This is a genomic window from Chryseomicrobium palamuruense (assembly GCF_042649045.1).
Classification (GTDB): Bacteria; Bacillota; Bacilli; order Bacillales_A; family Planococcaceae; genus Chryseomicrobium; species Chryseomicrobium palamuruense.
The window spans coordinates 147,440-169,671 of the sequence record NZ_JBHSEF010000021.1 but is presented as its reverse complement, the minus strand read 5'-3'; the positions used below and the strand labels follow the sequence as shown (position 1 = coordinate 169,671).

Sequence of the window (22,232 nt, the reverse complement as noted above, 5' to 3'; positions counted from 1 at the left end):
AGTAACGAATCAAGAGGGGGATGTATGAAATGAATGAAAAAGGGTGTATGAAGTGCGGAAGTAAAAACGCAGCACAGAAAGAAATCGCTGCGACGGGTACAGGTCTTTCGAAAATGTTCGACATTCAACACAATACATTTATCGTGATTTACTGTCAGGACTGTGGATACTCGGAGTTATATAACAAGAAGAGTGCACGCGGATCGAATCTACTTGATCTGTTCTTCGGATAGGGAGAGTCGACATGCTGAACAGAAAACTCGAAGCAGCCGTCCTTACACTTCCTATCGGCTATTTTATCGTTCCGTTTTTCTTTCCCGATTGGCTACAAAGTTATTTCATCATCGGTGCCATTGTTACGATGTATGCGGCACCTTACCTGTTTTTCATGGGATTGCCCGTGTCATGGTGGATCCAAAAACGCACGAATCACATCTTAATAGCTCTCGGCTTGCACGGAATGGCAGGAGCGATAGGTGGGGCGTTGGCAGGATGGATTTTTAACGAGGTTCCGAATAGTTTGCTGTTTATTGTCATTGGTCTTGTTTATAGTTTGATTTATTTTGGAGTCGATTGGCTGTTAGGAAGTACCCGATTTTATAAACGAGAGGTGAATGGAGGAAACGTATGACCGAGAAGAGAAAAGCTTTAGGTATTTTTGGTGCATTCTTAGTAGTACTATCTTTACTAACTTCGATGTTTGAATATCAATTAATTCCTTATACATTACTTGAGCCTGTGCGCTATTTTATTTACCTTCCGATAACGCTTGTCATCATCCTGGTCCTCACATTTTTTATTTCATGGAATCAGGAAAGCTTTACCCGAATGAGGGCAGTCTATACTTCGGTAGCGATAGGTATTCTGGCTTGTGCAATTGTCTTTCCGCTCATCAAACCTTCCTATACATTTATCGATGCAAGTGAACTTGTGGGGAGTTCATTTGACGTAGAAACGACATCGACGTTCATCCGTTGGAATGTCGAAAAGAACTACAGCGATTACGTCGTTCAGACGGAAGAGGACCTCGCGTATGCAGTCGACCCTTATACGGGAGAAGTGGAGCAGCTAGTAGATGGATTCACTTTTGGGGAGGACGAAAGAAATTGAAAATCTTAAAAGTCCTTGTCGGGTCGATTGGGATAACTAGCGTCATTATTCATTTCGTTACGAAAGAGACTCTCTTTTTTACGATTTTCCTAAGCGTTTTACCATTTATTTGGGGATTCGCAGCGTACGATGAGTGGAGAGCAGAGAGAAGGTTTCTTTCTGCTTTCTTGATGATCGTTACGTTAGCATCTATCATTCTTGCCGTAGATGTCTTTTTTATATCTTGATGGATTGAAGTACAATCAGTTTTTAAAAAGAGGTGTACATATGTCAACTAAACATGAAGACCAAAAACCATTCAATGATGTAATGGATCATCTGAATAAAGTGGAAGGCTATCCTGTACGGAAGGCAAAAAATCTTCCTCGACCGATTCAATGGATAGGCTACTTTATGGCAGGTGGAATCGTCCTAATCATATTAGGCATGGTAATAAACCTGTTCATGTAAAACATCATAGAATCAACTATCAAATGACTGTCTTTGCATAGTCATCAAAAATAAAGGAGCAATTATGTTCGGATACATACTATTTCGAATTATCGTTGGACTGTTTTTTGCATTCGCCCCCGCCTTCGTTTGGTTCATCTTAATTGGGTGGTTATTTAAAGAAGCAGAGCCAAGCGATGCAGCCCTCTTAGTCTTTCGTTGGATTGGCTATATCACATTGTTTATAGTAGCCATGAATATCCTTGGTTTTTTCTTTCCTTGATTATAAATTTAGATTAAGAAACGAGGAATACCCATGATTCGTTTAGCTGAACCACGTGATGCAGAAGAGATGCTGCAGATTCAAAAAGATGTACTACAAGAAGAGATTTATTTCGTATCCAGCCTAGAGGAATTTCACCAGACGGTTGAAGGCCAGCGGGAATGGATTCAAGCAAAACAAGCGCATCCGAATGAAGTGCTGTTTGTGGCAGAAGATGAAGGGCGCGTCGTAGGATGGCTCGTGTTTCAAACAGAAGGCCGACAAAAGACACGGCACACAGGTAAGTTTGGGGTCATGCTAAGTGCGGATAGCCGCGGGAAGGGTATCGGTAAACAATTAGTGATGGCTCTTCTCGACTGGGCACATGCGCATCCGGAAATTGAAAAGGTTTCGCTTTTCACGTTTTCCACCAATACGCGTGCCATATCACTTTACAAAAGCTTAGGTTTTGTAGAGGAAGGACGCAAATTGAAGGAATATAAGTTTCCAGATGGCAGCTATGTCGATGACGTGATCATGAGTCGATTTGTAAACGAATAAAACACGTAAGGTAGCTGTAATAGAGCGCCATACGTGTTTTTTTTTTTTGAGAAATTACCGCTGAATAAGTAAAAAAGCCAGGTAGGCGACTAAAACAAAGTACCAGACCAATGTGACAGCGAACAAAATTAAAGGGATGGCGAGATGCGGTTGACTCAAAAGGCCAATGATTAAAAGAGGTGACAGGATGATGGAGAGGAAACCAGCACCGATCACTGCTTTCGTCAAAATCGTTCCTTGATACTCATCCAATTTCTGTGAACGACTTGTGAAAGATAAAATCAAAATAACTGCGGTCACGGTGAAAATGCCCCAACCAAGATAGTAAAGCACACCACCATAAAGAGCCTCTATCCAACCATTCCAGAACCATAAGTTTGCCGAATTCATAGGTGGTAAAATGCTTTCGAACTCCATATGATCAGAAATCGCTAAGTACATACCTCCATAAATAAGGCTCATGAATGTAATAAATATCGCGTTGTATGATTTATTGGTCAACCACTTCACTTCCGTTCACTCTCCTCAAAACAAAAGATGTCTTCAATAGATTGTTCAAAAAACGTTGCCAGATCATAAGCGAGCCAAATAGAGGGCTCAAACTTTCCGTTTTCCACAGCATTGATTGCTTGACGTGATACGCCAACTTCCGCAGCCAATTCTTTCTGCGTCAATTTCTTCTCTTCCCGAAGCTCCTTAATACGATTTTTCACAGCGCCTCTCCTTTATATGTCAAGTATACTTGACTTGATTGTGCGCTTTTTACTATATCGTGTCAAGTGAACATGACACCTCGATATATTTTGTTAGTAGAAATATTTATTTATAAACAAATATTAATTTTGTTTACATAATTAAAAATAAAGTATTATAATGTTTATTAAATAATTAACGAGACGAGTGATTGTTATGAAGAGGGTAGATACAGAGGTGTTGGACCTGCAGAGAGGCTATGAAGAACTAGAACAAGGCTTTGCTTGTCTGTTTTGTAATCAAGCATATCTGAAAGGGGAAGTTTTTCCGGTAGGTGAACGATTTTTTACCGCAGAAATGCGCATGAAGATCCATATTTCAGAAAATCACCAGTCAGCTTTTCATGCACTGCTTGCTCTCGATAAAAAGGACACGAGTTTATCAGATGTTCAGAAAGAGTTACTGACACTATTCTATGAAGGGCATGACGACAAGGAAGTCATGAAACGGTCAACTGCGAACAGTGTGTCGACGATTCGACAACATCGCTTCAAGTTGCGGGAAAAGGAACGACAGGCAAAGGTATTCTTAGCCATCATGCAAAACTTACAAACACATCAGAATTATGTAGAGGTACACAAGGGGGCCACACAAGTGGATGAACGTTATGCTATCACGGCAGCAGAAACAGACAAGGTTTTAACCACCTACTTCAAAGAAGGACTGGACGGGAAAGTCGAGACGATTCCAAGTAAAGAGAAGCGCAAAATTATTTTGTTGCAGCACATTATCAAACGCTTCCATGCGAATAAACAGTATTCGGAAAAAGAAATGAATGAAGTGTTAAAAGGGGTACATGACGACTACGTGTCGCTCCGTCGATATCTGATCGAATACGGCTTCTTTGACCGCAACAAAGACGGTTCACTGTACTGGATGAAATCATAAAAGCGTCGGAGGGAAGTTCCCCCGACGCTTGTTTTAATAGTGATAATGCGTGGTCACGACATCATAGAGTCCGGCTTTTTTCAGATAATCAATAGGTGCGAGGAACGTGATGGTCACGACACCAGGATGCCGGCCAATTTCAATCGACCCTGTAATGGTTGTCCGGTTCATGATCTCCGGAACCGTCACGCCAAATAGGTCAGCAGCTCGTTGCAACCCGTTTTCTGTCGCAAGGTTCAAGTTCGAGTCTGTGCCAAGCACAGAAATCGGCAAAGACTCTTCTAACTTGTCGATGTTCCATTGTTTAGCGATGGCTTCTGCATTCTTACGCTCTTCCGCAGTGAAAGGTTTCGCTGTATACGGAAGGTCTTCAACATTCGGAAGTAGAATCGGCCCTTGTAAGTTGACGCCTTTGATCACGTGGACTTGCAAGTGCACAATTCCGGAAACGTCCGCTGTGTGTCCAGCAATTTCACCATCTCCTTGCATCGCATGCATGTCACCTAAATAGATGCCGCCACCTGGAACTTTCACAGGACAGATCAATGTAGCGCCTGCACGAACCCGACTGATGTCCATATGACCGTCTGTACGGTGTTCTTTTAATTCGTCTTCTGTCACTTTGTAATCATGCGGAGCCCCGACAAGGAACGAACCAAAGTCTCCGGCATTATGAGAATCTGGCATCGGTTTTGAAGGCGTAGTGCCGAGCTGACCGAGGAAAGGTCGCATGCGTGCGACGACCCCGACCAAGTCATGTGGTGCGAACGTAACAATCGGGTTCTGTACCGAGTTCTCGGGTGTCTGCATATAGTGTCGGCCGTCTTGCGCAATGGTCTCTGCTGCTTCTTTCGACACAGTGACTCCAACATCCGCCTGTTCACTAAACCCTATGGTGTAACCGTTCGTGAACACAAATGGCGTGACGTCTGCATCACAATTCGCACAGCGAATCGCTTCCTGCCCAATTCCTTTGATGACCGTATCCGGATACATCGTCCCGCATCCTGGACATTTTACAGCGACGAATGGGTCTCCGAGAAAGCGCCCTTCAACTGGGGCGTCATTGCCGGACGAGGTTGCCAACGACGTGACGCGAATTGAATGGATCTTCACAACAATCGCGTCACCTGGTTCAGCGCCTTCCACATAGACGGGTTTTGTGACTTCATGTCCGCCGCGTATACATGGGGTAATCATTGGACCCCAACAGCCCGGAGCGGTATTCGCAAGGATATGTCCACCGTCCCGCACTGGGCCAAGCATTTCTTTTCTTGGATCCAGTACACCATCGATAAATGAGTTCACCAAAAGTGTATCTACTGCCTTTGCCATTTCTCTTCCACCCCTTATCTGAAAATTCAATTTTAGTATAGCTCGAATTCGAGGTGAAGTCATGTAATTGAAACTTTTCGTCCCGTGGAACGTAGAATGACTATCAAGATAAAAAGGGTGAAACAAATGAATAAATTAGGGACGGTAATTGGCGTCTTGGCACTAACAAGTATTATCTTATCGTGGACGACGGATTACGTACTTTTTAATTTGCTGACATCACCGCTGTTAGCCATACTGTTTACAATTTCAGCGCTCGATTCGAAAAAGAATGATCGTAAAGGGTTTATGTGGTTGTACATAGTTTTAGCCATTCTCGGTTATGTCATTGCGTTTGTGGAATGGACGGCGTATTTTTCTTGATTAAGTAAAGTAAATTCTAATAGTGGGTGAATAAAAATAGACCTATTCTCAGATTTTTATGAGAATAGGTCTGTTTATTTAAATAGTACTTTTAACAAGGTATAGACACTCATTATTCCTTCATCTTTTGTATAAAAACAGTCCCAGGGACCTGACCCGGCATACTTAGTTTCATACGCCCATCCCAATACACTTTTACTTTGTCACCCTTATTGTATGTAGAGCCGAATTGACGATTTAAAAAGGGGACATCATAAAAATCTCCTGCAAATTCTTCTACTCTTTCATCTAGGAGTGCATCTAATTCAGCATCTGACAATGCTGACACTTGAGAACTGCTGAGACCAAGTTCGAAAAGTTAAATGGCTCGAATACGTTTGTCATCTGTAGATGCTACGTAACCCTCTGTAACCACGATTGAGGATATATAACGTGTAGTTATAACCAAACCTATTAAAAGGATGGCACCAATAATCAATTTAAATTTCATGATTCCTCATCCTTTCATGGATACATTAGTTTGGCAAATCCAGCAACACAATCGAATCTTGCTCACCTTCACAACCAGTAAATTTAAAAGTAACGCTACTCTGCGTTTCTTCGCGGTCGATAGCCGTACATGTATAGTTGCGAATGACTTGGGAGCCAAAGCCGTCACGACGGGTATCATAAGTTATCTCAAATAGTTCACCTGTAAACTCCACTTCTTTGACAATCGGATCGCCTTCGGTGGTATATGAAATGATACGAACGCTATCCGGCTCAAAAACCTCCACCTTTTGTATAAATTCCTCGAGCTGTTCGAGATTTGTGATTTCGCCATGTGTATCGACAATATCTTCTGGAAGTTCCTCAAGCGGTTCAACAGTAGAAGGGTCGACTGTGATGACAGTGCCTTCTTCACCAGAAGTACATCCTATCATCAGCATCACCAGTGTCATACTACTCAACAATCGCTTCATGTTGAAGTCCTCGCTTTCGTTGGAGCAAAAGTTGAATGAGGTAGAACACGGTCGCAGCTATACTCCCCATGACAGCGAAACCAATCATTTCTGAATAAGTGGGAACTGTTAACAAAATCGGGATGGTAATGAGCGCAGCGAGGCCTCCGAGACAGGAGTACACTAAAATCCCAAGTAACCATCACACCCAAGCAGCAGAATGATTAAATCTCTGTAGTAGCTTATCCCCGCCATATGAAAGGGGAATGCCAGCAATCAAATAGATAGGGCCTGCATAGATAATCACAAAAAAAACCACTTCCCAAAATCCAAAGTAATACGTACCTACATCACGCTCAGCTTTAGGAACATATAGATTCCAAGAATACAAAAGTGCGAAAACAATTATAGCGAACACCGCAGTGAGTAATTTAACTTTCATCCGATCACGTCCTCCTACAACTTCTAACGATTCAAGGAAACAATAGTTCCACAATTTCTTCCATTTTACCAAACTTTTTGTCGACTTCTTCCAAATTTTAAGAAACAATGAATGAATTCAAATTAAAAGACTGTACACTTAACTTACTTTTCAAGAGCAAGTTTTTCTTGGGAATTACATGGTAAATACTTCTATATCAGGTATAATGAAGTGAGAATAATGAAACTATTGGCAATACGAATCGTATAGTAGGAAAGGGGAAGTATAACAAAAGCCCTTCCGCCAAAACAGAAGAGCCCTGTTCTTATAATTTCTGAATCATCTCCACCCGGTTTCCGAACGGGTCACGGAACTCAAACCGGTCGTACCCCGGAATCGGAATGCCAGAAAGAATCTCGATACCTTCTGATTCTAGTGTGCGTTTCCAGACATCTAAGTTGCTGACGAGATAGGCAAGGTGTGCTTTAGTGGTTGATCGGTCGAACCCTTCTTCTGTCCCAACATGGACTTCTTGCATACCAACTTTCAGCCAGAACCCACCTCGTCCTTGTAAGGATTCCGGCTTCTGGATTTCCTCTAAGTTCAACACGTCGCAGTAAAACGCTTTTCCTTCAATTTCTGTTCCTTTCGGAATCGTGATTTGTGCATGATGCAGACCTTGAATCATGTTCAATTCCCCCTTTGTCGTTAGGTTCAGTATGCCGGAAAGTACAAGAAAAAGAAATAGAAAGGATGTATACATATGAACATAGCGCTTTTCTCTATTACCACATTTGTGATTTTATTAATAGGTATAGTAGGTCTTGTTCAATTGGCATCAGATCGTTATGAACGAATGGAGACGATTGCTTTTTCCATGCTGCTTGTTCTCTTTGGGGGATTTGCATCAATCATAAGCTTTTTAGCTTTAGAGACCTTTATGTATTCTCCATTTGAATGGTTTGTCTTTTCTGGGTTTGCTTTCGGAATCTCGATTTTGATTGTTGGCTTCGTATTGGGTTCGTATGCGTTTCTCAAAATAGAGGAAGTCTCATCTGAACAAAGAAGCCCATGAAAAAATTAGAAATAAAAAGAAAACAGAGGGAATTGACATGCTACACGAAAAATCACCGCGCGCAATCTTCATGGTCTGGGCTATTGTCGTTGTACTACTTTCACCACTCTTCATTTTGTTTTTGCCACTCGTCATCACGCAGACGCTTTTCTACGATCCAGAACAAATCGTGGTGCTCGCACCGTCTAAAAATCATGGGCTGATTACCTGGTCATTTGGAATTCTATTTACGATTCTCGTCATGCTCGCCTTAAAACGAAACAAATGGACGTATGCCATGACCGGTGTGTTAACGCTCGCCTCCGTTGCGACGCTTGCCCTATCAACACTCAGTTACGTAGCGATCCATCCAGAGCATATCACGATTCAAGACTACACAGAAAAACGCCATTACAACATGAACGAATTCACAAAGGTCATTTATGAGTACGGTACTAGTGAACGTGGACGCTACCAGTTCATTACGAAAACAGGGGAAGCCGTCTATATTGAAGACAGTCCGCAACTAGAATTTGAAAAGCGCAGTAAAATTTACCGCACGGCACTTGCACACGATTTGGAGTTTGTGGAGCGGCCGTACGAGGGGGAATAAAGTGGAACCATTCACTATCATTTTATTATCTACGATGGTTTATTTAGTCATGTTATTGACCGTTATCTACATTTTAAAACGCAAATGGCAATTGGTTATTAAGCCGATGGATTATTATTCACAAACTCATAGACGGTTAAACTACTCGATTAAAGGAATCGCTATTCTACTCCTTCTTTCAGTGGGGCTGTATCAAATCAATCAAGGTAAGCCAAGCATTCTACTAGTTAGCATCCCTTTCCTTATGAATGGATTCGAAGAGTTGCTACGGATTTACATGCAAAAGAAGTACAACGAGAATCCGAAATGGATTATCATCTCTTGGCTGAACTTTAGTGCGCCAGCTGTCATGCTGCTCATTATTCTAGTAGTCTATTTCTCTAGTTCAATGGGTGTCGTGAAGGGGTAGCGAGTAGACAAATCCCACCATCCTGTGACCAAATTCAGAAGGAGGCACTTCCATGCCACTTGAAAAAATTGTGTTCACGGTATCTCTTGGTTTTTTTGCCATTTGGCTTTTGGAATTTACGTTAAGTAAGCGGTGGGATCTTCCAAAAGAAAAGGAACGCATCTATTACTCCAAGATGCATCGTATCCTCTTCCATACACTGATAGCGATTTCATTTCTTGCCACCATGACTGTCTCCTTCCTAATGTCAACTGGTACAGTTTCTTATGTCGCACTTGCATTACCTGCTATTAGCTCAGGAACCACGGAGTTGCTAAAAGCGTTTATGCAATGGAAGCACGCCGAAAATCGGTATCTGTACAAAGCTACTCTCCTCAGTTCAATAGGTACGGTCATCATCTTTGTGTTGATGGTCACCAGTATTTTTGAGGGAATGGATGCCACTATCTAAACCACAAAGGAGCTACAAATAAGATGAATACTGCTGATCTAATCAAACAATTCCCCATCATTGAACAGCTACAGGCGCATACCGAGACGCTCTGGACCAATCCCCATTTGGAACCGACGAAAGCGGCACTCGAAAAAGCTCCTCTTACCTACGCAGACGTTTTAGATGCGGAAGCACGCCTCCAGCGATTTGCGCCGTACCTTCAGCTCGCTTTCCCGGAAACTGAGAAATCCAAAGGCATCATTGAATCTGTATTGGACCCGATTCCGCGCATGCAGCGGGAACTTGAAGCGGCGTATACTGTGGCACTTCCGGGCCGGTTTTTCATGAAGTACGATAGCCATTTGCCGATCTCCGGATCCATTAAAGCGCGGGGCGGTATTTACGAAGTCTTAAAGCATGCTGAAACCTTGGCAATTGAAGCGGGTCGCTTACATGTCCAGGACGATTACGCGAAACTTCTAAGCGAAGAGTTTCGTAAATTTTTCTCAAAGTACTCCATTGCTGTTGGATCAACAGGCAATCTAGGACTGAGCATCGGCATTATGAGTGCAAAGCTCGGCTTCCATGTGACAGTCCATATGTCAGCGGATGCGAAAGCATGGAAGAAAGAATTGCTGCGTGAGAAGGGTGTGGAAGTCATCGAGTACGAGAGCGACTACAGTCTTGCTGTGGAACGTGGGCGGGAACAGGCGGCAGCGGACCCTTTCTGCCACTTTATCGACGATGAAAATTCGACAGATTTATTCCTTGGCTATGCCGTGGCAGGGCTTCGATTGAAACAGCAGTTGGAACAAAAAGGATTACCTGTCGATGCGGAACATCCCCTCTATGTATATCTCCCATGCGGAGTGGGTGGAGGACCAGGTGGTGTCGCGTTTGGGCTCAAGCATGCGTTTGGCGATGACGTGCATTGTTTCTTCGCGGAACCGACGCATTCTCCTTGTATGTTGCTTGGACTTGTTACGGATATACACGACGCAATTTCTGTAGAAGACATTGGTCTTGATAACAAAACGGAAGCGGATGGACTTGCTGTCGGACGTGCTTCAGGATTCGTAGGAAACGTGATGAAGCCGATGCTTGCTGGGGCATATACTGTGTCAGATGAGACGCTCTTTGCTTTGCTTGGCAAGTTTCATGAAATGGAAGGGGTCTTTTTGGAACCGTCCGCCTTAGCTGGCTTATTTGGGCCGGTTCATCTTGCTCGGGCCGGACAACTTGAGAATGCAAAGAGTGCTACGCACTTGATCTGGGCAACAGGTGGTGGCATGGTGCCAGCGGAGATGAGAAGCGAGTATCTTGCGAAGGCTCGTGAGGCAAGGCCGTGAAGTGGGTCCGGGTTTTTGCTTGGATGAGTTTCGCAGGATACTTGGTTGTGCTGCTGACATTGCTCTATGTGTCTGGACGCTTTGGTTCCTTCACGGATTACTCGTTTGCTGAAAAGATTCGGTATGCATCAAATTTTGTGCCCCTTGCGACCATCCGTGAATACATAACCGCCTACCAGAATGAAACACTCAATCTATCGATCATCGTCCGGAACTTAGGTGGGAACTTGATTGCATTCACACCATTTGGCTTTTTCCTGCCGCTTTTATTCCGGCGCTTACGTCCGCTTATGCCGTTTCTTCTAACGTTTATCGCAATCCTCTTTGTGATTGAGTCCGTGCAACTTTTAACCATGCGCGGCAGTTTCGATGTCGATGATTTCATTTTAAACATTCCGAGTGCCTTAATGGGTTGGGGTCTCTATCAATTAGGTGAAAAGCTTGTGAAGCAATCACGTTGGGAGTTGAAGACGAGTGGATAAGGCCATATTTGGACCGAGGGACGAACCCAGGGTCGAACCCTGGGTCGCCGAGTAGGTCGGTGGGTGGGACGAACCCAGGGTCGGACCCTGGGTCGCCGAGTAAGCCAGCGGGTAGGACAAAAGCTTGAAGTGGGGAAGGGCTTACTAGCAAGGGCTTGGACAGCTGAGTTTTTTAGGGGATGGTGGGTGTTTCGTTTCCCTAAAATCAGTTTGTCATGACAAATCGATTTAGTGCCGAAACTAAGTCGATTAGCACCGAAACAAAGGCCGTTAAGACCGAAACCCTAATTGGTGACTGCGTTCCGCTTGGCGTGTTTGGGTATTACTCATTCTATAATCCCACAAGCTATGCGATCTCCAGAATTCCCTGAAGGGTCTGTTACATAATCGTCGGGTCCTGCATGGATAACAAGTGCACTACCATCCGCATCAAGTAATGAATTCTTCTGCCCTTTTTCAAGCGTCACATTGGAAGTTACTATTTCAACATCTACCGTGCCGTTTTTCAAGATAACTAAATTAGGCAGGTCACCAGCATGAAACCCTTTTGGATTATCAAAGCCGTGTTCTTTATCCGAAGGGTTGAAATGAGCTCCAGCTGTTGTAAACTTCGGTGCCTCACACTTCCCAATTTCATGAAAGTGAACTGCTTTTTCACCTGGCTCTAAACCACTTAAAATTAACCGGATTTTAACACCCTTCTTTGTTTCTGTCAGTTCTGCTGTTCCAATTCCTTTTCCTTCCGAATTCACAATTGATGTAGCAAGCTTATGCTGAATCTCTCCACTTACTGGAATCATCATATCTTGTTTACTGCACCCTGTCATAAGCAAAATAAACCCTATCAACATCCACTTCTTCAAAATTAAGAACCTCCATGTTAATGACGTGTCATTAGCATGATGGCTTTATTTTCAATAATTATACTTTATAGGATGACTGTCAATCGTACAACGATACATGCAATGCATCCACTAATGGTTTACGGCAGTTCCCAACTATGTGTCCGTAAAAGAATACAAGATTCTACCTATTGAACATCCATTTTTTGAATATACTTTCTTTGTTATGGAGAAGCTGAGACTATTATTGAACCATACAAGGAGAATCTGTATGCCACACATCCATTCAATCAGCTCATATAAACCGCCGTATTCATACTCTCAAAAAGATGCAGCTTTATTGTTGAAGAATTTATTTACCGATCACTACACCGACTTAGACCGGATGTTAAAAGTATTTGAAAATGGTGAAATAGAATCGAGACAGTTTTGTGTACCGATGGAGTGGTTCGAACATCCACATGATTTAGAAGAAAGGAATCGTCTATATATCGAGTTAGCTACTTCTTATGGTACGCTCGCGGTTGATGCTTGCTTGAACAATTCCAATTTCTTAAAAAAGCCTATACATCCTTCAGAGATTGACGGAATTTTTTTCATTTCCAGTTCTGGTTTTTCAACGCCTAGTATTGATGCACGTATTACAAACCAATTGCCATTTTCGGATTACGTCAAACGAATTCCGATTTGGGGTTTAGGATGTGCTGGTGGTGCATCCGGCTTGAGTCGTGCATTTGAATTTTGCCTTGCGTATCCAAAAGCGAAGGTACTTGTTTTGTGTGTTGAGCTCTGTAGCCTCACCTTTCAGCCAAATGACTACACGAAAAGCAATTTGATAGGGGCTTCTTTATTTGCTGACGGAGTTGCATGTGCCTTAGTTTGTGGAGATGAAGTGGAAGTCTCTTCAAGTGAACCTCGTCCAAGTTTTGTCGCTACAGCTTCTAAAATAATGGATAATTCAGAAGATGTAATGGGTTGGAATATGAAAAATGATGGTCTGCATGTGGTCTTCTCGAAAAGTATCCCTTCCATTATTGAAAAATGGTTAGAACCTTTTGTAACTGAATTTTTAAACGAGTATCAATTCTCAGCAGAACAAATTGATCATTTTATTGCACACCCAGGTGGAAAAAAAGTTTTAGCTGCGTATGAAAAAGCATTGGGATTCGATTCTACTCAAACGGATATATCGAGAGAAGTATTAAAGCACAACGGCAATATGTCCTCCCCAACGGTTTTATATGTGTTAGAAGAATTTATGAAGCAGAAGAAGAGTGTTGGAGATATTGGATTATTAACCGCCCTGGGTCCAGGGTTCAGTGGCGAATTGGTGCTTTTAAAATGGACATAAATGAACTCGTTTTTTTTACCATTTTCGGATTTGTCATTATTCAACGGATAATTGAATTATTTATAGCGAAGCGAAATGAAGAGTGGATTAAATCTCAAGGTGGGTATGAAGTGGGCAAACGTCATTATCCATTTATGGTTGCTTTGCACGTCGGATTTTTTATTAGCCTCTTGCTCGAATTCACCTTACTAGATCGAGGGTTATCCTTATTTTTGATACCACTTCTTATAATCTTTGCAATAACTCAATTAATGAGAATATGGGTACTTTCCTCGTTAGGACGATTTTGGAATACAAAAATTATGATTCTCCCTGGAGCTTCAGTTGTGAAAAAAGGACCTTTTCGATTTATGAGACATCCTAATTACACAATTGTAGCTCTTGAACTATTAGTGATTCCATTAATGTTCAATGCATTTATAACTGTATTTGTGTTTTCTTTATTAAATTTGTGGATGTTATCTGTGCGAATTCCAATTGAAGAAGCAGCACTGTCTGAAGATACAAATTATAAGGAAGTTTTCTGATGATAAAGAAAAAATGAGACAACCCCAGGGCTTGTATCGCAAACCAAGTAAACTTGGCTTGTGATTCAAGACCTGGGGTTTAATAATTGCTACGCTTTTTTAGGTGGATGAAAATCCCGTGTTGTCACAACAATTTACTGTTCTGTCACGAAAAATCGCTTTTCTGTAAGTTGAATGACCGCTTATCCTTACAACACCAAGATTGTTTCCTCATCTGTCACATTTAGCGGTAGGAATGAAGACTTTCGCATAGAAATAACTAAAGAGAAGAAAAAGGAGGCGGAAGAAGTGAAGGATGATCAACCGCATTACTCAGATTTGATTGGCGAGATTTTGAAGGAATATACGAAAACAGGTGGCATGGATAACCTGCCAGGTGCGGGGAAACCTTTGTCAGAGGAGTATTTAAAAGGCGATGTCTTTCAGCATTTTCAACGTTTAGCAAAAGACTCAGGTTACAAACCCTATTGGCTGGATCTCCAACACCAGATTCGAGATGCCCTGATTGCACTTGATCAAGACCTACAAAATGGCAAAAAGCGAGATGCGGACCTTCGTTTAAAGTCCATCAACGATAAGATTTATACGTACAATCAGCAGTGTCCGCCTCCAATGCAAAAGGGCTCTGTTCGACTGGATACCCTTTCGGAAGCTGTGGAACGGTGGCGTTAGTCAGTAACATTAAACTCATTTGCCTCTAGATACCGCCAGTGTGTGTGGGAGTCGAGCGTTTCAAAATAGTCGAGCATGTAATCTTCGGGTTGGATATCTTCATTCATTTCAGCTTTTAAAGATTTGGCAAACTCAATCTCATTTTGAAGCGCATAGATTTCCTTTCTCAGTGTCTCTAAAGCGTCGAGTTGGGTGGTATTTAACTTCACTGGATGCGTAGAAGCATTTCCCGCCAGTTCATCAGCAAAATACGTGGGCATTCAAGGGAATAAGATGTATTTTGAATTCACAAAACAAAAAGTTCAAGAAATCGGGGATCGTCCGGAAGTGTTAATGCAAGTAGGTGGTACTTCCGGTGGAAAAGCATTTGTCATCACTTTTGCGTACTGGATTGTGGGAATAGCCATCGGGATGATGATTCTATTTATGTAAGTAAGACGTGAGGGAGGTTCATCTTTTAATTCCGTATATCCTAATGTCCAAAGAAATCTTTTTATACATAGCCATCATTTGTGTGGTTATCGCACTCGTTGTTTGGCAAATCAACCGAATGCAAATAAAGAATGCATAAAAAAAGCCGGTTTCCTAGTCAAGAGGAAGTCGGCTATTTATATTGGCTATTTAGGTGTTTCGATCACATAAATCACAATGAAAAGCGTAATGAAACCAACGATTAGAAGTTTAGCATAGCGTACAAAAAACCGAATCGGGTATAGTGAAGATAAGAGAAAAAGGGAGGATGATACGATGAGTTCTTATAATGAATTAATCCCAGGTAAGGTCTATATTGGTGGGGCGGCTGCAGCAGGAGAAGTAGCTGAGAAAGAACATGTGGATGTGATTTATGATTTACGTGCGGAAGCAGCGGAAAAAGGCGAACTGTCGACCCCGCAAAGTGTGTCGTTACCATTAAAAGAAGACGAAGGTGGACAAGCGGATTCAATAAAGCAAGTCGCTCAGCAGATTGTTTCCGATTTTGATGAAGGAAAGTCAGTGTTCTTCCACTGCCAAGGAGGAAGTGGCCGGACGGGAACCATTGCTGCTGCCGTTCTACTTGAAATGGGTCGAGCTTCGACCGTAGAGGATGCCATTCAGCAAGTGCAGAGTGTACGAGATACAGTGAAAGTGAAACCGGAGTTCAGCAATGCCCTTACGGAGTTATACGAGCAATAAAAATATCCCTTCTAGCATCAGTATTAGCTAGGAGGGATTTTTTAAATCAATTTGCCTTCACGCCATTTGTTGCGACGATAAAGGGTGACTACGAACAAAGCCCACATTTGGATAGTCAAGATATAGATGAACCAAGTAAGTGGGTGGTCCGTGAAGAAGACGAAAACAATGATAGTATGTGTACTGATAGCTAGAAGAGAATAACGGACAACACCCATTTCTGCGAATGTTGCTTGCACAGTTAAGAAGAACAGCAATAAAAAAATTGGTAACCAAAAAATCACATCAACTTTCCTCCCTTTAATTCAGTTTACAAAATATTCTTTCAAAACGAAACCTTTTGTTTATAAAAATGGTAATATGATGTAAAAAGGGGTCGGAGGATGAAAAAAATACTTATGCTATGCATGCTCTTCCTTGTGCTGTTTGGATGCACGAATCCATTCGAAGAAACCGTTCGAGACTCGCTACCCGGTCTTTTAGAAGAAGCGGTACTTTCACCAGACAATGAAATGATCCACCTCGAATCAGTTGGAAACCGACGGGCAGTTGCTGTTCTCGTCGAGCCTAACGAAATGCAATCCACCTATCATGTGGCCGTTATAGAAAGGATTTCACCAAACTGGAAGATGGTAGAAATCATCAACGTGTCAGATGTAAGAGTGAATGCAGGTGTTCAGCTCGACCATCTCGGTGCAGGCATCGCAACAGACACATCTTTAGAAGAAAGCACATATGTGACGCTTCCTGAAGAAGGTCGATATCTCTGGTATACATATAGATAGCGGCCACTATTCACTCTACCTCTCAATGATAGGCCTGTTCCTGCCTATGTGTAGGAACTTTTTTTGTGTGGTGGTGCATGATACGATAGAACGAGAAAGGGGCGAATTAGATGGAGTTTTTATCAGTAGCCAACGAACGATTCATCACTACACAAGTCACAAAATTATTAAATGCACGTACGGCTTCTAAAGATAAAGACGTGATTGCGGCAGTAAAAGGGTTAATTGAGACCGAGCTGGCTGCCCAGCTGCCTGACCGTCCGGAAACGGAGCAAATCATTAGGCAACTTTTAGAGGTAGAAGATCGTACCCATGCAGACTTGTTTTTACATGCGTTAAAAGCCTATGTCATTCCGTTTACCTATCCGCAAGCAGAGGTCGTCAAGAAACTCTTTAAGAAAGAGAAGCGACTGCGCTTACCAAAACTTGATGCATATGATTGGAAATCAGTGACGTATTTATCATGGAAGGATTCTGGGACGCATCGGCAATACTTTGTGACGCGGCAGGACGAAGACTGGAAGACGCTTCAAGGAGTGACCCAGTCAGATACGGTCAAAGGTATCTGCCGTATCTGCCGTCATCATACACTCGTCAACCTGTTTACGGCCACTGTAAAAGGGAAGGCCGAAGACGCATTTACCTCCTATAGTCACTACATTTGTGAAGACCCTGCCGTATGTAACGCAAATCTTGACAACGAAGAGCAAATTTTTAGCTTCATCGAAGAAAATTTGAAAAGAAATTAGAGGATTTTGTCGGAGCCATGGAGAACTTATGGAGTAGCTATGAAGTTCAAAGGGGTGAGCGACATGTTTTCCTTGGTTCGGTTTTTGCTATGGATTGCTTTTATCTATCTGTATTACCAGACAGCGGAGTGGCTTTGGAATGAATTCCTGCCTGCATTATCTGGTGCGGGTGTGTTGCTGATGAGCATCGGAGTCATGTTTTTTTGTGTCATCTTTGCTCAGATAACGGTCTGGAAAATCAGTGATTTGTTTGTACGGGAAAAATATTATGAGTAAGTGAGGACATCTAACAGCATGAGAATAGTACATAGTATAGTCTTGTTAACGCTTCTTTTTGCAACGCCTGCGTATGCAGCCTATGAGTTTGTAGTGCATGAGGGGAAAGTATATGAAGTGACAACTCAGGAAATTTTACCGGAAGACGTTGGCACGGCCATTGGCGAGGTGACGACAATGTCTACAGAGATTGAAAACGGGGCATCCAATGTCTTTCCTGTCGGAACGTTTTATTATGAAGTCCAAGGAATCGATCGACGTGAAACCATCGCAGTGGAAAAAGAACCAGGTGTGTTCGTACTAGCGAATTATGCAGAACCGAAAGGGAGCGGCTTCTCGATTTGGACAGCGCTCTTAGTCGTGGTCGGCATTTTAGTCATCATTGTGGGAACGATGTCGTTCCGCAATCAGCGCAGCCATGTGAAACAATACGGTGAATAACAGAACCCTCGACAAAGGGTTTAGTGCTATACTTTAAGTGATAGCTCTAGTGGGAGGAGGCAAATCATATGGAACCATCACTCGTGCTATACGACGGGCTTTGTAACTTCTGTGATGCCAGCGTGAAATTTATTTGGAAGCACAATACAGCGGGTACAATCCATTTCACCTCCCTTCAAGGTGAGACAGGTCAACAGTTGTTACGACAGCATCAGATTCCATCTGACATCGACAGCTTTATCTTTATTGAAAACGGAAAAGCCTATCTGGAATCAGATGCTGCATTTCAAGTAGCCCGTCATCTAGACGGTCCATGGAAGATGTTGAGTGTAGGTCGAATACTTCCTAAATCGTTGCGTAACGCAGGGTACCATGTAATTGCTCGAAACCGCTATAAATGGTTTGGTCAAAAGGATGCGTGTGAAATTCCGCCTCCGGAAGTGCGTGCTCGGTTCATTGATTGAAACTTTTTCAACGTTTTTTCGTACGTATGAAGAGGTGAGGAATATGAAATTTTGGCTTGGCATGGTTTTACTTGCGTTTATCACAATAGCACTTGGACAATGGATTTCCGGAATGGTGTTAACGTACATGTACCAACCAGGAGACGAGCGAACGACATTCACAACCTTCTACTGGATGATACAAAGCCTTGTGACGGGGACCATCTTTTGGCTTATAATCCAAGGATATTTAAAGAAAAAGGGAGTGCTCGCATGAAAGAACTTAGTAAAAAACGTACCAAAGCGATATTGATCGATACGGTGATTGCTACAGCAGTATCCATCGGAATTGAAACGGCTCTTAAAAGTGTCACTAAGAAAAATCGCTCAGCGGAAGCCGTTTACGCAACGTTGTTGCCTACATTTGTCATGTGGGGAATGGAGGCCATCCAAATGAAGAACAATGGACAAACACTAGGCTACAAAGCAGTGGGTCTCAAATTAGAAACAGAAGATGGACAGAATCCAAGCTGTGAGCAAGTCCTGAAACGAGCAGTTTATCGCGATATGGTAAGTACGTTTGATTATCTAAAAGACCGCAAAGGGTTTGAAGGAAAAGACGGGAGCGCCTATCCACATGATCAAAAATTTGGCACCGTCGTGCGTGAAGTAAACTAAAGTTTATGAAAGCTGTACACATCTAAACTATGTGTGCAGCTTTTTATCTTCTTTGTCTTTTTAAGTCACATTCGCGATAATAGAAGAAAGGGGTGTGATAGAAAATGACCGAAAAAGAATCTATGCTTGCAGGGGAAATGTATCTTGCCCAAGATCCTGAACTCGTCGCGGAAAGGACCCGAGCCCGCCAACTAGTTTATACATATAACCTGACGTTGCCTGAAGAAACGAAACGTCGTGAAGAGATCTTACAACAACTATTAGGAGAAACCACGGATATCCCGGTCATTGAACCGTCCCTCCGAGTGGATTATGGCTACAATATTCAAACCGGAAAAGCATTCTTTGCTAATTTTGACTGTGTGTTTCTCGACGTGTGTGAAATCCGGTTTGGAGACCGGTGCATGCTTGGGCCTGGTGTTCACATCTATACAGCTACCCATCCGCTGGATTCTGTTGAACGCTCATCAGGGAGAGAGTATGGCATTCCTGTTAGAATCGGCGACGATGTATGGATTGGGGGAGGCGCTCTTATTCTACCTGGCGTTACGATAGGAAATCGAGCCATCATCGCGTCCGGAGCGGTCGTCACCAAAGATGTACCGAGTGACGTTGTCGTAGGTGGTAATCCGGCTCGTATTATCAAACAATTGAAAGCAGGAAGTCAGACATGAAATCAACACGAGAAAAGCGTTTAATGTTAATGATTTTTCATTATATCGTCTCTATAGCCGCACTGATTTTTATCTTTATTTACCGCGAACGACTTCAAGAACTGGGGACACTTTGGCTGTATATTGGCATCACAGTTATTCTACTCGCGCTCGCCTTCTTTGAAACGTATCGGTACCGAAAGGAGAACCACTCATGAAACGATGGAAATGGCTCGCTTTTATCGTGCTTCTTGTTACCAATGTCGTAGTTGTCAGTTATGCCTACCAAAACAGCCAGTACCGTTCATTGGATGCGCACGCGGGCTTTCCGATTGCAAAATCTGCCGAACGCATCGAGCAGACAGAGGGCTTGACCATTTATACATGGGACAAAGCGAAGCAGGATAAAGGATTACCCCTAGATTATCAGATGATTATTTGGCAACGCGGTTGGGAGAAAACAAGTGACCAAGGACCAACGACATTTTACCGGAAAGGCAATTATGAAGTGATGATCACGGTGCTTAATAATGAAATCAGCCTCCATGACGTGCCGGATGCGGAAGGGGATGGCAACAAATGATCACACAACTCAAAGATGATCAATACGAGACACTCTTACCTTTACTAAACGGTTTATGGCCTGGCCAAACACCGAGTGAGTGGCAAGACGAACTTGTTGGATTTGTAGGCGATAAGGATGCTGCCTTTTTTGTCGCATGGAATGATGATGAAGCTATTGGATTTTCACAAGTTCAGTTACGGCGTGATTATGTAGAAGGTTCTTCCTCATCTCCGGTCGGTTATTTAGAAGGTTTATATGTAGACGAGCAGATGCGAAACCAAGGCATTGCTCGTAAATTGGTGGAAGTAGCAGAACAATGGGCTTTCCGCCGCGGGTGTACAGAATTCGGAAGTGAGGTCGAACTACATAATGTGGAAAGTCAACAGATGCACGAAAGACTGGGGTTTCAAGAAGCAAATCGAACAGTTTCTTATATAAAAACCATTGGAGGGAGTCAAATGATGGATTGTGTTGTTATCACGGGGTCTTCAAAAGGATTGGGAGAAGGTCTAGTTGAAAGTTTTGTAGAAAAAGGAATTCCGGTCATCGGGATTTCTCGAACGGAATCTGCCACTCAGTCAGGAGTCACATCCCTTTTATATGATTTATCAAAGTCAGGGGTCCCGCTTACAGCTACAGAGCATGTGTGGCAAGAGATTGAAAAGATTGGAGCGAAACGTGTGACGGTCATTCACAATGCGAGTGTGATTGACCCCATCGAAAGGGTAGGAAATCTGGATCCGGACCGTTTGGAAACTGCCTTCCGCGTCAATGTGATGGCACCGATGCTGATGACAAACAGTTTGTTCCAACATGCGCGCGGTACAGATGTGCAACTGACGATTGTCAATGTTACATCGGGGGCAGGGTCCCGTCCGATTTCCGGGTGGAGTGTCTACAACAGCACGAAAGCTGCCATCAATATGCACACCGAAGTCGCAGGGTTAGAGCTTGAGCAGTCGCAGAGTTCGCACCGGGTCATCGCTTATAATCCGGGTGTGATGGACACAGGCATGCAAGAAACGATTCGCAGTTCTTCTGCCGATGCATTTGCGGATTTGGGTCGGTTTAAAGAACTGAAAGAAAAAGGTGACTTACGCTCGCCACGCACTGTTGCCGATGCCCTTCGCGACCTTTTGTTTGCAGGTGATGTGACAAACGGTGAAATCTATCTTGTGACAGACTTACTGGAGGGTAAGTAAATGGAGGTCATCTACCGATTAGCGAATCTAGCTGATGCGTCGGCACTAGCAGATATGCGGTTTGACTTTACGGCAGAAGATTATAATATCGATGCTTCAGAAGAGGCTCGTCAAGAATTTCATCAAACATTCCTAGCGCAGGCAGATGATTTATTCGGAAGCGACCGATGGGCTATTTGGGTAGCTGAAGTGGAAGGAGAGCTCGTTTCTCATATCTACTTACAAAAGATTGATAAGATTGTCCGTCCGGAACGTATGCCGTACCCTTTCTACTACATGACCAATGTTTATACTAAACCGGACTTCCGGGGGAAGGGGATTGGCGGGGAGCTTATTGAGCATGCCAATGCCTGGCTCACTGATCAGCGTGCAGAATTCACGATGGTCTGGCCGAGTGAGGGAGGTCGGAAATTCTATGAATCTCACGGGTATAAAACGCTTAACGACCCAATGGCTCGTTAGGATATCTTTC

The 22,232-nt window shown here is 43.0% G+C and carries 43 protein-coding genes; 32 read left to right on the top strand and 11 right to left on the bottom strand.

Annotated features, from left to right (window positions below):
• Positions 1–29: 29 nt before the first annotated feature.
• From ACFO0S_RS08165 to ACFO0S_RS08140, 7 genes are all read left to right on the top strand, one after another.
• Positions 30–233 carry a zinc ribbon domain-containing protein gene (locus ACFO0S_RS08165; RefSeq protein WP_378141328.1) on the top strand — a complete coding sequence of 68 codons (204 nt, stop codon included), beginning with the start codon at positions 30–32 and terminating at the stop codon, positions 231–233.
• An 11-nt stretch (positions 234–244) separates the two neighbouring features.
• Positions 245–631: a hypothetical protein gene (locus ACFO0S_RS08160; RefSeq protein ID WP_378141327.1), complete on the top strand. Its 387-nt coding sequence runs from the start codon at positions 245–247 to the stop codon at positions 629–631.
• Entirely contained in the window at positions 628–1,110 is a 483-nt protein-coding gene (locus tag ACFO0S_RS08155) for a hypothetical protein (RefSeq protein WP_378141326.1), read from the top strand. The genes ACFO0S_RS08160 and ACFO0S_RS08155 overlap by 4 nt, the downstream gene beginning before the upstream one ends.
• The gene (locus tag ACFO0S_RS08150; RefSeq protein WP_378141324.1) at positions 1,107–1,337 is read left to right on the top strand and encodes a hypothetical protein; all 231 of its coding nucleotides are present in this window, start codon (positions 1,107–1,109) and stop codon (positions 1,335–1,337) included. The genes ACFO0S_RS08155 and ACFO0S_RS08150 overlap by 4 nt, the downstream gene beginning before the upstream one ends.
• Positions 1,338–1,377: 40 nt before the next feature.
• Positions 1,378–1,560, top strand: a complete 183-nt coding sequence (locus ACFO0S_RS08145) for a hypothetical protein (RefSeq protein WP_378141323.1) — start codon at positions 1,378–1,380, stop codon at positions 1,558–1,560.
• A gap of 64 nt (positions 1,561–1,624) precedes the next feature.
• The gene (locus ACFO0S_RS14820) at positions 1,625–1,822 is read left to right on the top strand and encodes a DUF6199 family natural product biosynthesis protein (protein ID WP_465251271.1); all 198 of its coding nucleotides are present in this window, start codon (positions 1,625–1,627) and stop codon (positions 1,820–1,822) included.
• A 33-nt stretch (positions 1,823–1,855) separates the two neighbouring features.
• Positions 1,856–2,362 (top strand): GNAT family N-acetyltransferase, encoded by a 507-nt coding sequence (locus ACFO0S_RS08140; RefSeq protein ID WP_378141322.1) that lies wholly within the window; start codon positions 1,856–1,858, stop codon positions 2,360–2,362.
• A 54-nt stretch (positions 2,363–2,416) separates the two neighbouring features.
• On the opposite strand, the gene ACFO0S_RS08135 is transcribed toward ACFO0S_RS08140, so the two are convergent.
• Positions 2,417–2,872 carry a hypothetical protein gene (locus ACFO0S_RS08135; RefSeq protein WP_378141321.1) on the bottom strand — a complete coding sequence of 152 codons (456 nt, stop codon included), beginning with the start codon at positions 2,870–2,872 and terminating at the stop codon, positions 2,417–2,419.
• Positions 2,869–3,075 (bottom strand): helix-turn-helix transcriptional regulator, encoded by a 207-nt coding sequence (locus tag ACFO0S_RS08130; protein WP_378141320.1) that lies wholly within the window; start codon positions 3,073–3,075, stop codon positions 2,869–2,871. Before ACFO0S_RS08130 ends, ACFO0S_RS08135 begins: the two co-directional genes overlap by 4 nt.
• Positions 3,076–3,271: 196 nt before the next feature.
• On the opposite strand from ACFO0S_RS08130, the gene ACFO0S_RS08125 reads away from it, so the two are divergent.
• Complete coding sequence (locus tag ACFO0S_RS08125; RefSeq protein ID WP_378141319.1) at positions 3,272–4,003, top strand: DUF2087 domain-containing protein; 732 nt, start codon at positions 3,272–3,274, stop codon at positions 4,001–4,003.
• A gap of 33 nt (positions 4,004–4,036) precedes the next feature.
• Here ACFO0S_RS08125 and ACFO0S_RS08120 read toward each other — a convergent pair whose 3' ends face one another.
• The gene (locus tag ACFO0S_RS08120) at positions 4,037–5,338 is read right to left on the bottom strand and encodes an acetamidase/formamidase family protein (protein ID WP_378141318.1); all 1,302 of its coding nucleotides are present in this window, start codon (positions 5,336–5,338) and stop codon (positions 4,037–4,039) included.
• Between the two features lie 126 nt (positions 5,339–5,464).
• On the opposite strand from ACFO0S_RS08120, the gene ACFO0S_RS08115 reads away from it, so the two are divergent.
• Positions 5,465–5,701, top strand: a complete 237-nt coding sequence (locus tag ACFO0S_RS08115) for a hypothetical protein (RefSeq protein ID WP_378141317.1) — start codon at positions 5,465–5,467, stop codon at positions 5,699–5,701.
• A gap of 112 nt (positions 5,702–5,813) precedes the next feature.
• Here the strand turns inward: ACFO0S_RS08115 and ACFO0S_RS08110 are convergent, their stop codons facing one another.
• The 5 genes from ACFO0S_RS08110 to ACFO0S_RS08090 all read right to left on the bottom strand — a co-directional run bounded on the left by ACFO0S_RS08110 (position 5,814) and on the right by ACFO0S_RS08090 (position 7,751).
• Positions 5,814–6,029, bottom strand: coding sequence for a hypothetical protein (locus ACFO0S_RS08110; RefSeq protein ID WP_378141316.1), 216 nt, complete (start codon positions 6,027–6,029; stop codon positions 5,814–5,816).
• A 30-nt stretch (positions 6,030–6,059) separates the two neighbouring features.
• Positions 6,060–6,191: a hypothetical protein gene (locus ACFO0S_RS08105; protein ID WP_378141315.1), complete on the bottom strand. Its 132-nt coding sequence runs from the start codon at positions 6,189–6,191 to the stop codon at positions 6,060–6,062.
• 25 nt (positions 6,192–6,216) lie between these two features.
• Positions 6,217–6,663: a DUF4362 domain-containing protein gene (locus ACFO0S_RS08100; protein WP_378141313.1), complete on the bottom strand. Its 447-nt coding sequence runs from the start codon at positions 6,661–6,663 to the stop codon at positions 6,217–6,219.
• A 181-nt stretch (positions 6,664–6,844) separates the two neighbouring features.
• Entirely contained in the window at positions 6,845–7,084 is a 240-nt protein-coding gene (locus ACFO0S_RS08095; protein WP_378141312.1) for a hypothetical protein, read from the bottom strand.
• Positions 7,085–7,388: 304 nt separating this feature from the next.
• Complete coding sequence (locus ACFO0S_RS08090) at positions 7,389–7,751, bottom strand: VOC family protein (protein ID WP_378141310.1); 363 nt, start codon at positions 7,749–7,751, stop codon at positions 7,389–7,391.
• Positions 7,752–7,826: 75 nt separating this feature from the next.
• On the opposite strand from ACFO0S_RS08090, the gene ACFO0S_RS08085 reads away from it, so the two are divergent.
• The 6 genes from ACFO0S_RS08085 to ACFO0S_RS08060 are packed head-to-tail and all read left to right on the top strand — an operon-like array spanning position 7,827 to position 11,403.
• Positions 7,827–8,138: a hypothetical protein gene (locus ACFO0S_RS08085; RefSeq protein WP_378141309.1), complete on the top strand. Its 312-nt coding sequence runs from the start codon at positions 7,827–7,829 to the stop codon at positions 8,136–8,138.
• Positions 8,139–8,175: 37 nt separating this feature from the next.
• Positions 8,176–8,730, top strand: coding sequence for a hypothetical protein (locus tag ACFO0S_RS08080; RefSeq protein WP_378141308.1), 555 nt, complete (start codon positions 8,176–8,178; stop codon positions 8,728–8,730).
• A 1-nt stretch (position 8,731) separates the two neighbouring features.
• Complete coding sequence (locus ACFO0S_RS08075; protein WP_378141307.1) at positions 8,732–9,139, top strand: DUF4181 domain-containing protein; 408 nt, start codon at positions 8,732–8,734, stop codon at positions 9,137–9,139.
• Positions 9,140–9,191: 52 nt separating this feature from the next.
• The gene (locus ACFO0S_RS08070; RefSeq protein ID WP_378141306.1) at positions 9,192–9,590 is read left to right on the top strand and encodes a DUF4181 domain-containing protein; all 399 of its coding nucleotides are present in this window, start codon (positions 9,192–9,194) and stop codon (positions 9,588–9,590) included.
• Between the two features lie 23 nt (positions 9,591–9,613).
• Positions 9,614–10,921, top strand: coding sequence for a D-serine ammonia-lyase (locus tag ACFO0S_RS08065; RefSeq protein WP_378141305.1), 1,308 nt, complete (start codon positions 9,614–9,616; stop codon positions 10,919–10,921).
• Positions 10,918–11,403: a VanZ family protein gene (locus tag ACFO0S_RS08060; protein ID WP_378141304.1), complete on the top strand. Its 486-nt coding sequence runs from the start codon at positions 10,918–10,920 to the stop codon at positions 11,401–11,403. The genes ACFO0S_RS08065 and ACFO0S_RS08060 overlap by 4 nt, the downstream gene beginning before the upstream one ends.
• Before the next feature lie 326 nt (positions 11,404–11,729).
• Here the strand turns inward: ACFO0S_RS08060 and ACFO0S_RS08055 are convergent, their stop codons facing one another.
• Positions 11,730–12,266: a superoxide dismutase family protein gene (locus ACFO0S_RS08055; protein ID WP_378141303.1), complete on the bottom strand. Its 537-nt coding sequence runs from the start codon at positions 12,264–12,266 to the stop codon at positions 11,730–11,732.
• 250 nt (positions 12,267–12,516) lie between these two features.
• On the opposite strand from ACFO0S_RS08055, the gene ACFO0S_RS08050 reads away from it, so the two are divergent.
• The 3 genes from ACFO0S_RS08050 (at position 12,517) to ACFO0S_RS08040 (ending at position 14,795) form a co-directional block, all read left to right on the top strand.
• A complete protein-coding gene (locus ACFO0S_RS08050) occupies positions 12,517–13,596 on the top strand; it encodes a type III polyketide synthase (protein ID WP_378141302.1) in 1,080 nt (359 codons plus the stop codon).
• Positions 13,587–14,123, top strand: a complete 537-nt coding sequence (locus ACFO0S_RS08045) for an isoprenylcysteine carboxyl methyltransferase family protein (protein WP_378141301.1) — start codon at positions 13,587–13,589, stop codon at positions 14,121–14,123. The genes ACFO0S_RS08050 and ACFO0S_RS08045 overlap by 10 nt, the downstream gene beginning before the upstream one ends.
• A 288-nt stretch (positions 14,124–14,411) precedes the next feature.
• Positions 14,412–14,795, top strand: coding sequence for a DnaJ family domain-containing protein (locus ACFO0S_RS08040; RefSeq protein ID WP_378141300.1), 384 nt, complete (start codon positions 14,412–14,414; stop codon positions 14,793–14,795).
• Here ACFO0S_RS08040 and ACFO0S_RS08035 read toward each other — a convergent pair.
• On the bottom strand, positions 14,792–15,055 hold the full coding sequence (locus ACFO0S_RS08035) for a hypothetical protein (protein WP_378141299.1): 264 nt from the start codon (positions 15,053–15,055) through the stop codon (positions 14,792–14,794). The two genes, ACFO0S_RS08040 and ACFO0S_RS08035, sit on opposite strands and share 4 nt — an antisense overlap.
• Positions 15,056–15,068: 13 nt before the next feature.
• Between ACFO0S_RS08035 and ACFO0S_RS08030 the strand changes: the two genes are divergently transcribed.
• Both ACFO0S_RS08030 and ACFO0S_RS08025 read left to right on the top strand, forming a co-directional pair.
• A complete protein-coding gene (locus ACFO0S_RS08030; protein ID WP_378141298.1) occupies positions 15,069–15,227 on the top strand; it encodes a hypothetical protein in 159 nt (52 codons plus the stop codon).
• A gap of 315 nt (positions 15,228–15,542) precedes the next feature.
• Positions 15,543–15,968 (top strand): protein-tyrosine phosphatase family protein, encoded by a 426-nt coding sequence (locus ACFO0S_RS08025; protein ID WP_378141297.1) that lies wholly within the window; start codon positions 15,543–15,545, stop codon positions 15,966–15,968.
• A gap of 41 nt (positions 15,969–16,009) precedes the next feature.
• Here the strand turns inward: ACFO0S_RS08025 and ACFO0S_RS08020 are convergent, their stop codons facing one another.
• On the bottom strand, positions 16,010–16,252 hold the full coding sequence (locus ACFO0S_RS08020) for a hypothetical protein (RefSeq protein WP_378141296.1): 243 nt from the start codon (positions 16,250–16,252) through the stop codon (positions 16,010–16,012).
• Positions 16,253–16,351: 99 nt separating this feature from the next.
• Here ACFO0S_RS08020 and ACFO0S_RS08015 point away from each other — a divergent pair, with 99 nt between their 5' ends.
• The 12 genes from ACFO0S_RS08015 (at position 16,352) to ACFO0S_RS07960 (ending at position 22,222) form a co-directional block, all read left to right on the top strand.
• Positions 16,352–16,753 (top strand): hypothetical protein, encoded by a 402-nt coding sequence (locus tag ACFO0S_RS08015; RefSeq protein WP_378141295.1) that lies wholly within the window; start codon positions 16,352–16,354, stop codon positions 16,751–16,753.
• A gap of 110 nt (positions 16,754–16,863) precedes the next feature.
• Entirely contained in the window at positions 16,864–17,502 is a 639-nt protein-coding gene (locus tag ACFO0S_RS08010) for a FusB/FusC family EF-G-binding protein (protein ID WP_378141294.1), read from the top strand.
• A 63-nt stretch (positions 17,503–17,565) separates the two neighbouring features.
• Positions 17,566–17,778 (top strand): hypothetical protein, encoded by a 213-nt coding sequence (locus ACFO0S_RS08005; RefSeq protein WP_378141293.1) that lies wholly within the window; start codon positions 17,566–17,568, stop codon positions 17,776–17,778.
• 18 nt (positions 17,779–17,796) lie between these two features.
• The gene (locus ACFO0S_RS08000; RefSeq protein WP_378141291.1) at positions 17,797–18,219 is read left to right on the top strand and encodes a hypothetical protein; all 423 of its coding nucleotides are present in this window, start codon (positions 17,797–17,799) and stop codon (positions 18,217–18,219) included.
• Positions 18,220–18,287: 68 nt separating this feature from the next.
• Positions 18,288–18,683, top strand: coding sequence for a thiol-disulfide oxidoreductase DCC family protein (locus tag ACFO0S_RS07995; protein WP_378141290.1), 396 nt, complete (start codon positions 18,288–18,290; stop codon positions 18,681–18,683).
• 43 nt (positions 18,684–18,726) lie between these two features.
• On the top strand, positions 18,727–18,939 hold the full coding sequence (locus tag ACFO0S_RS07990) for a hypothetical protein (protein WP_378141289.1): 213 nt from the start codon (positions 18,727–18,729) through the stop codon (positions 18,937–18,939).
• Positions 18,936–19,340: an RDD family protein gene (locus ACFO0S_RS07985; RefSeq protein WP_378141288.1), complete on the top strand. Its 405-nt coding sequence runs from the start codon at positions 18,936–18,938 to the stop codon at positions 19,338–19,340. The genes ACFO0S_RS07990 and ACFO0S_RS07985 overlap by 4 nt, the downstream gene beginning before the upstream one ends.
• Before the next feature lie 104 nt (positions 19,341–19,444).
• A complete protein-coding gene (locus tag ACFO0S_RS07980; protein WP_378141287.1) occupies positions 19,445–20,014 on the top strand; it encodes a maltose acetyltransferase domain-containing protein in 570 nt (189 codons plus the stop codon).
• Complete coding sequence (locus tag ACFO0S_RS07975; protein ID WP_378141285.1) at positions 20,011–20,211, top strand: hypothetical protein; 201 nt, start codon at positions 20,011–20,013, stop codon at positions 20,209–20,211. Before ACFO0S_RS07980 ends, ACFO0S_RS07975 begins: the two co-directional genes overlap by 4 nt.
• On the top strand, positions 20,208–20,576 hold the full coding sequence (locus tag ACFO0S_RS07970) for a hypothetical protein (RefSeq protein ID WP_378141284.1): 369 nt from the start codon (positions 20,208–20,210) through the stop codon (positions 20,574–20,576). Before ACFO0S_RS07975 ends, ACFO0S_RS07970 begins: the two co-directional genes overlap by 4 nt.
• Positions 20,573–21,760 (top strand): aminoglycoside 6'-N-acetyltransferase, encoded by a 1,188-nt coding sequence (gene aac(6') / locus ACFO0S_RS07965; protein WP_378141283.1) that lies wholly within the window; start codon positions 20,573–20,575, stop codon positions 21,758–21,760. Before ACFO0S_RS07970 ends, aac(6') begins: the two co-directional genes overlap by 4 nt.
• The gene (locus ACFO0S_RS07960) at positions 21,761–22,222 is read left to right on the top strand and encodes a GNAT family N-acetyltransferase (protein ID WP_378141282.1); all 462 of its coding nucleotides are present in this window, start codon (positions 21,761–21,763) and stop codon (positions 22,220–22,222) included. It begins immediately after the preceding gene.
• Positions 22,223–22,232: the final 10 nt, after the last annotated feature.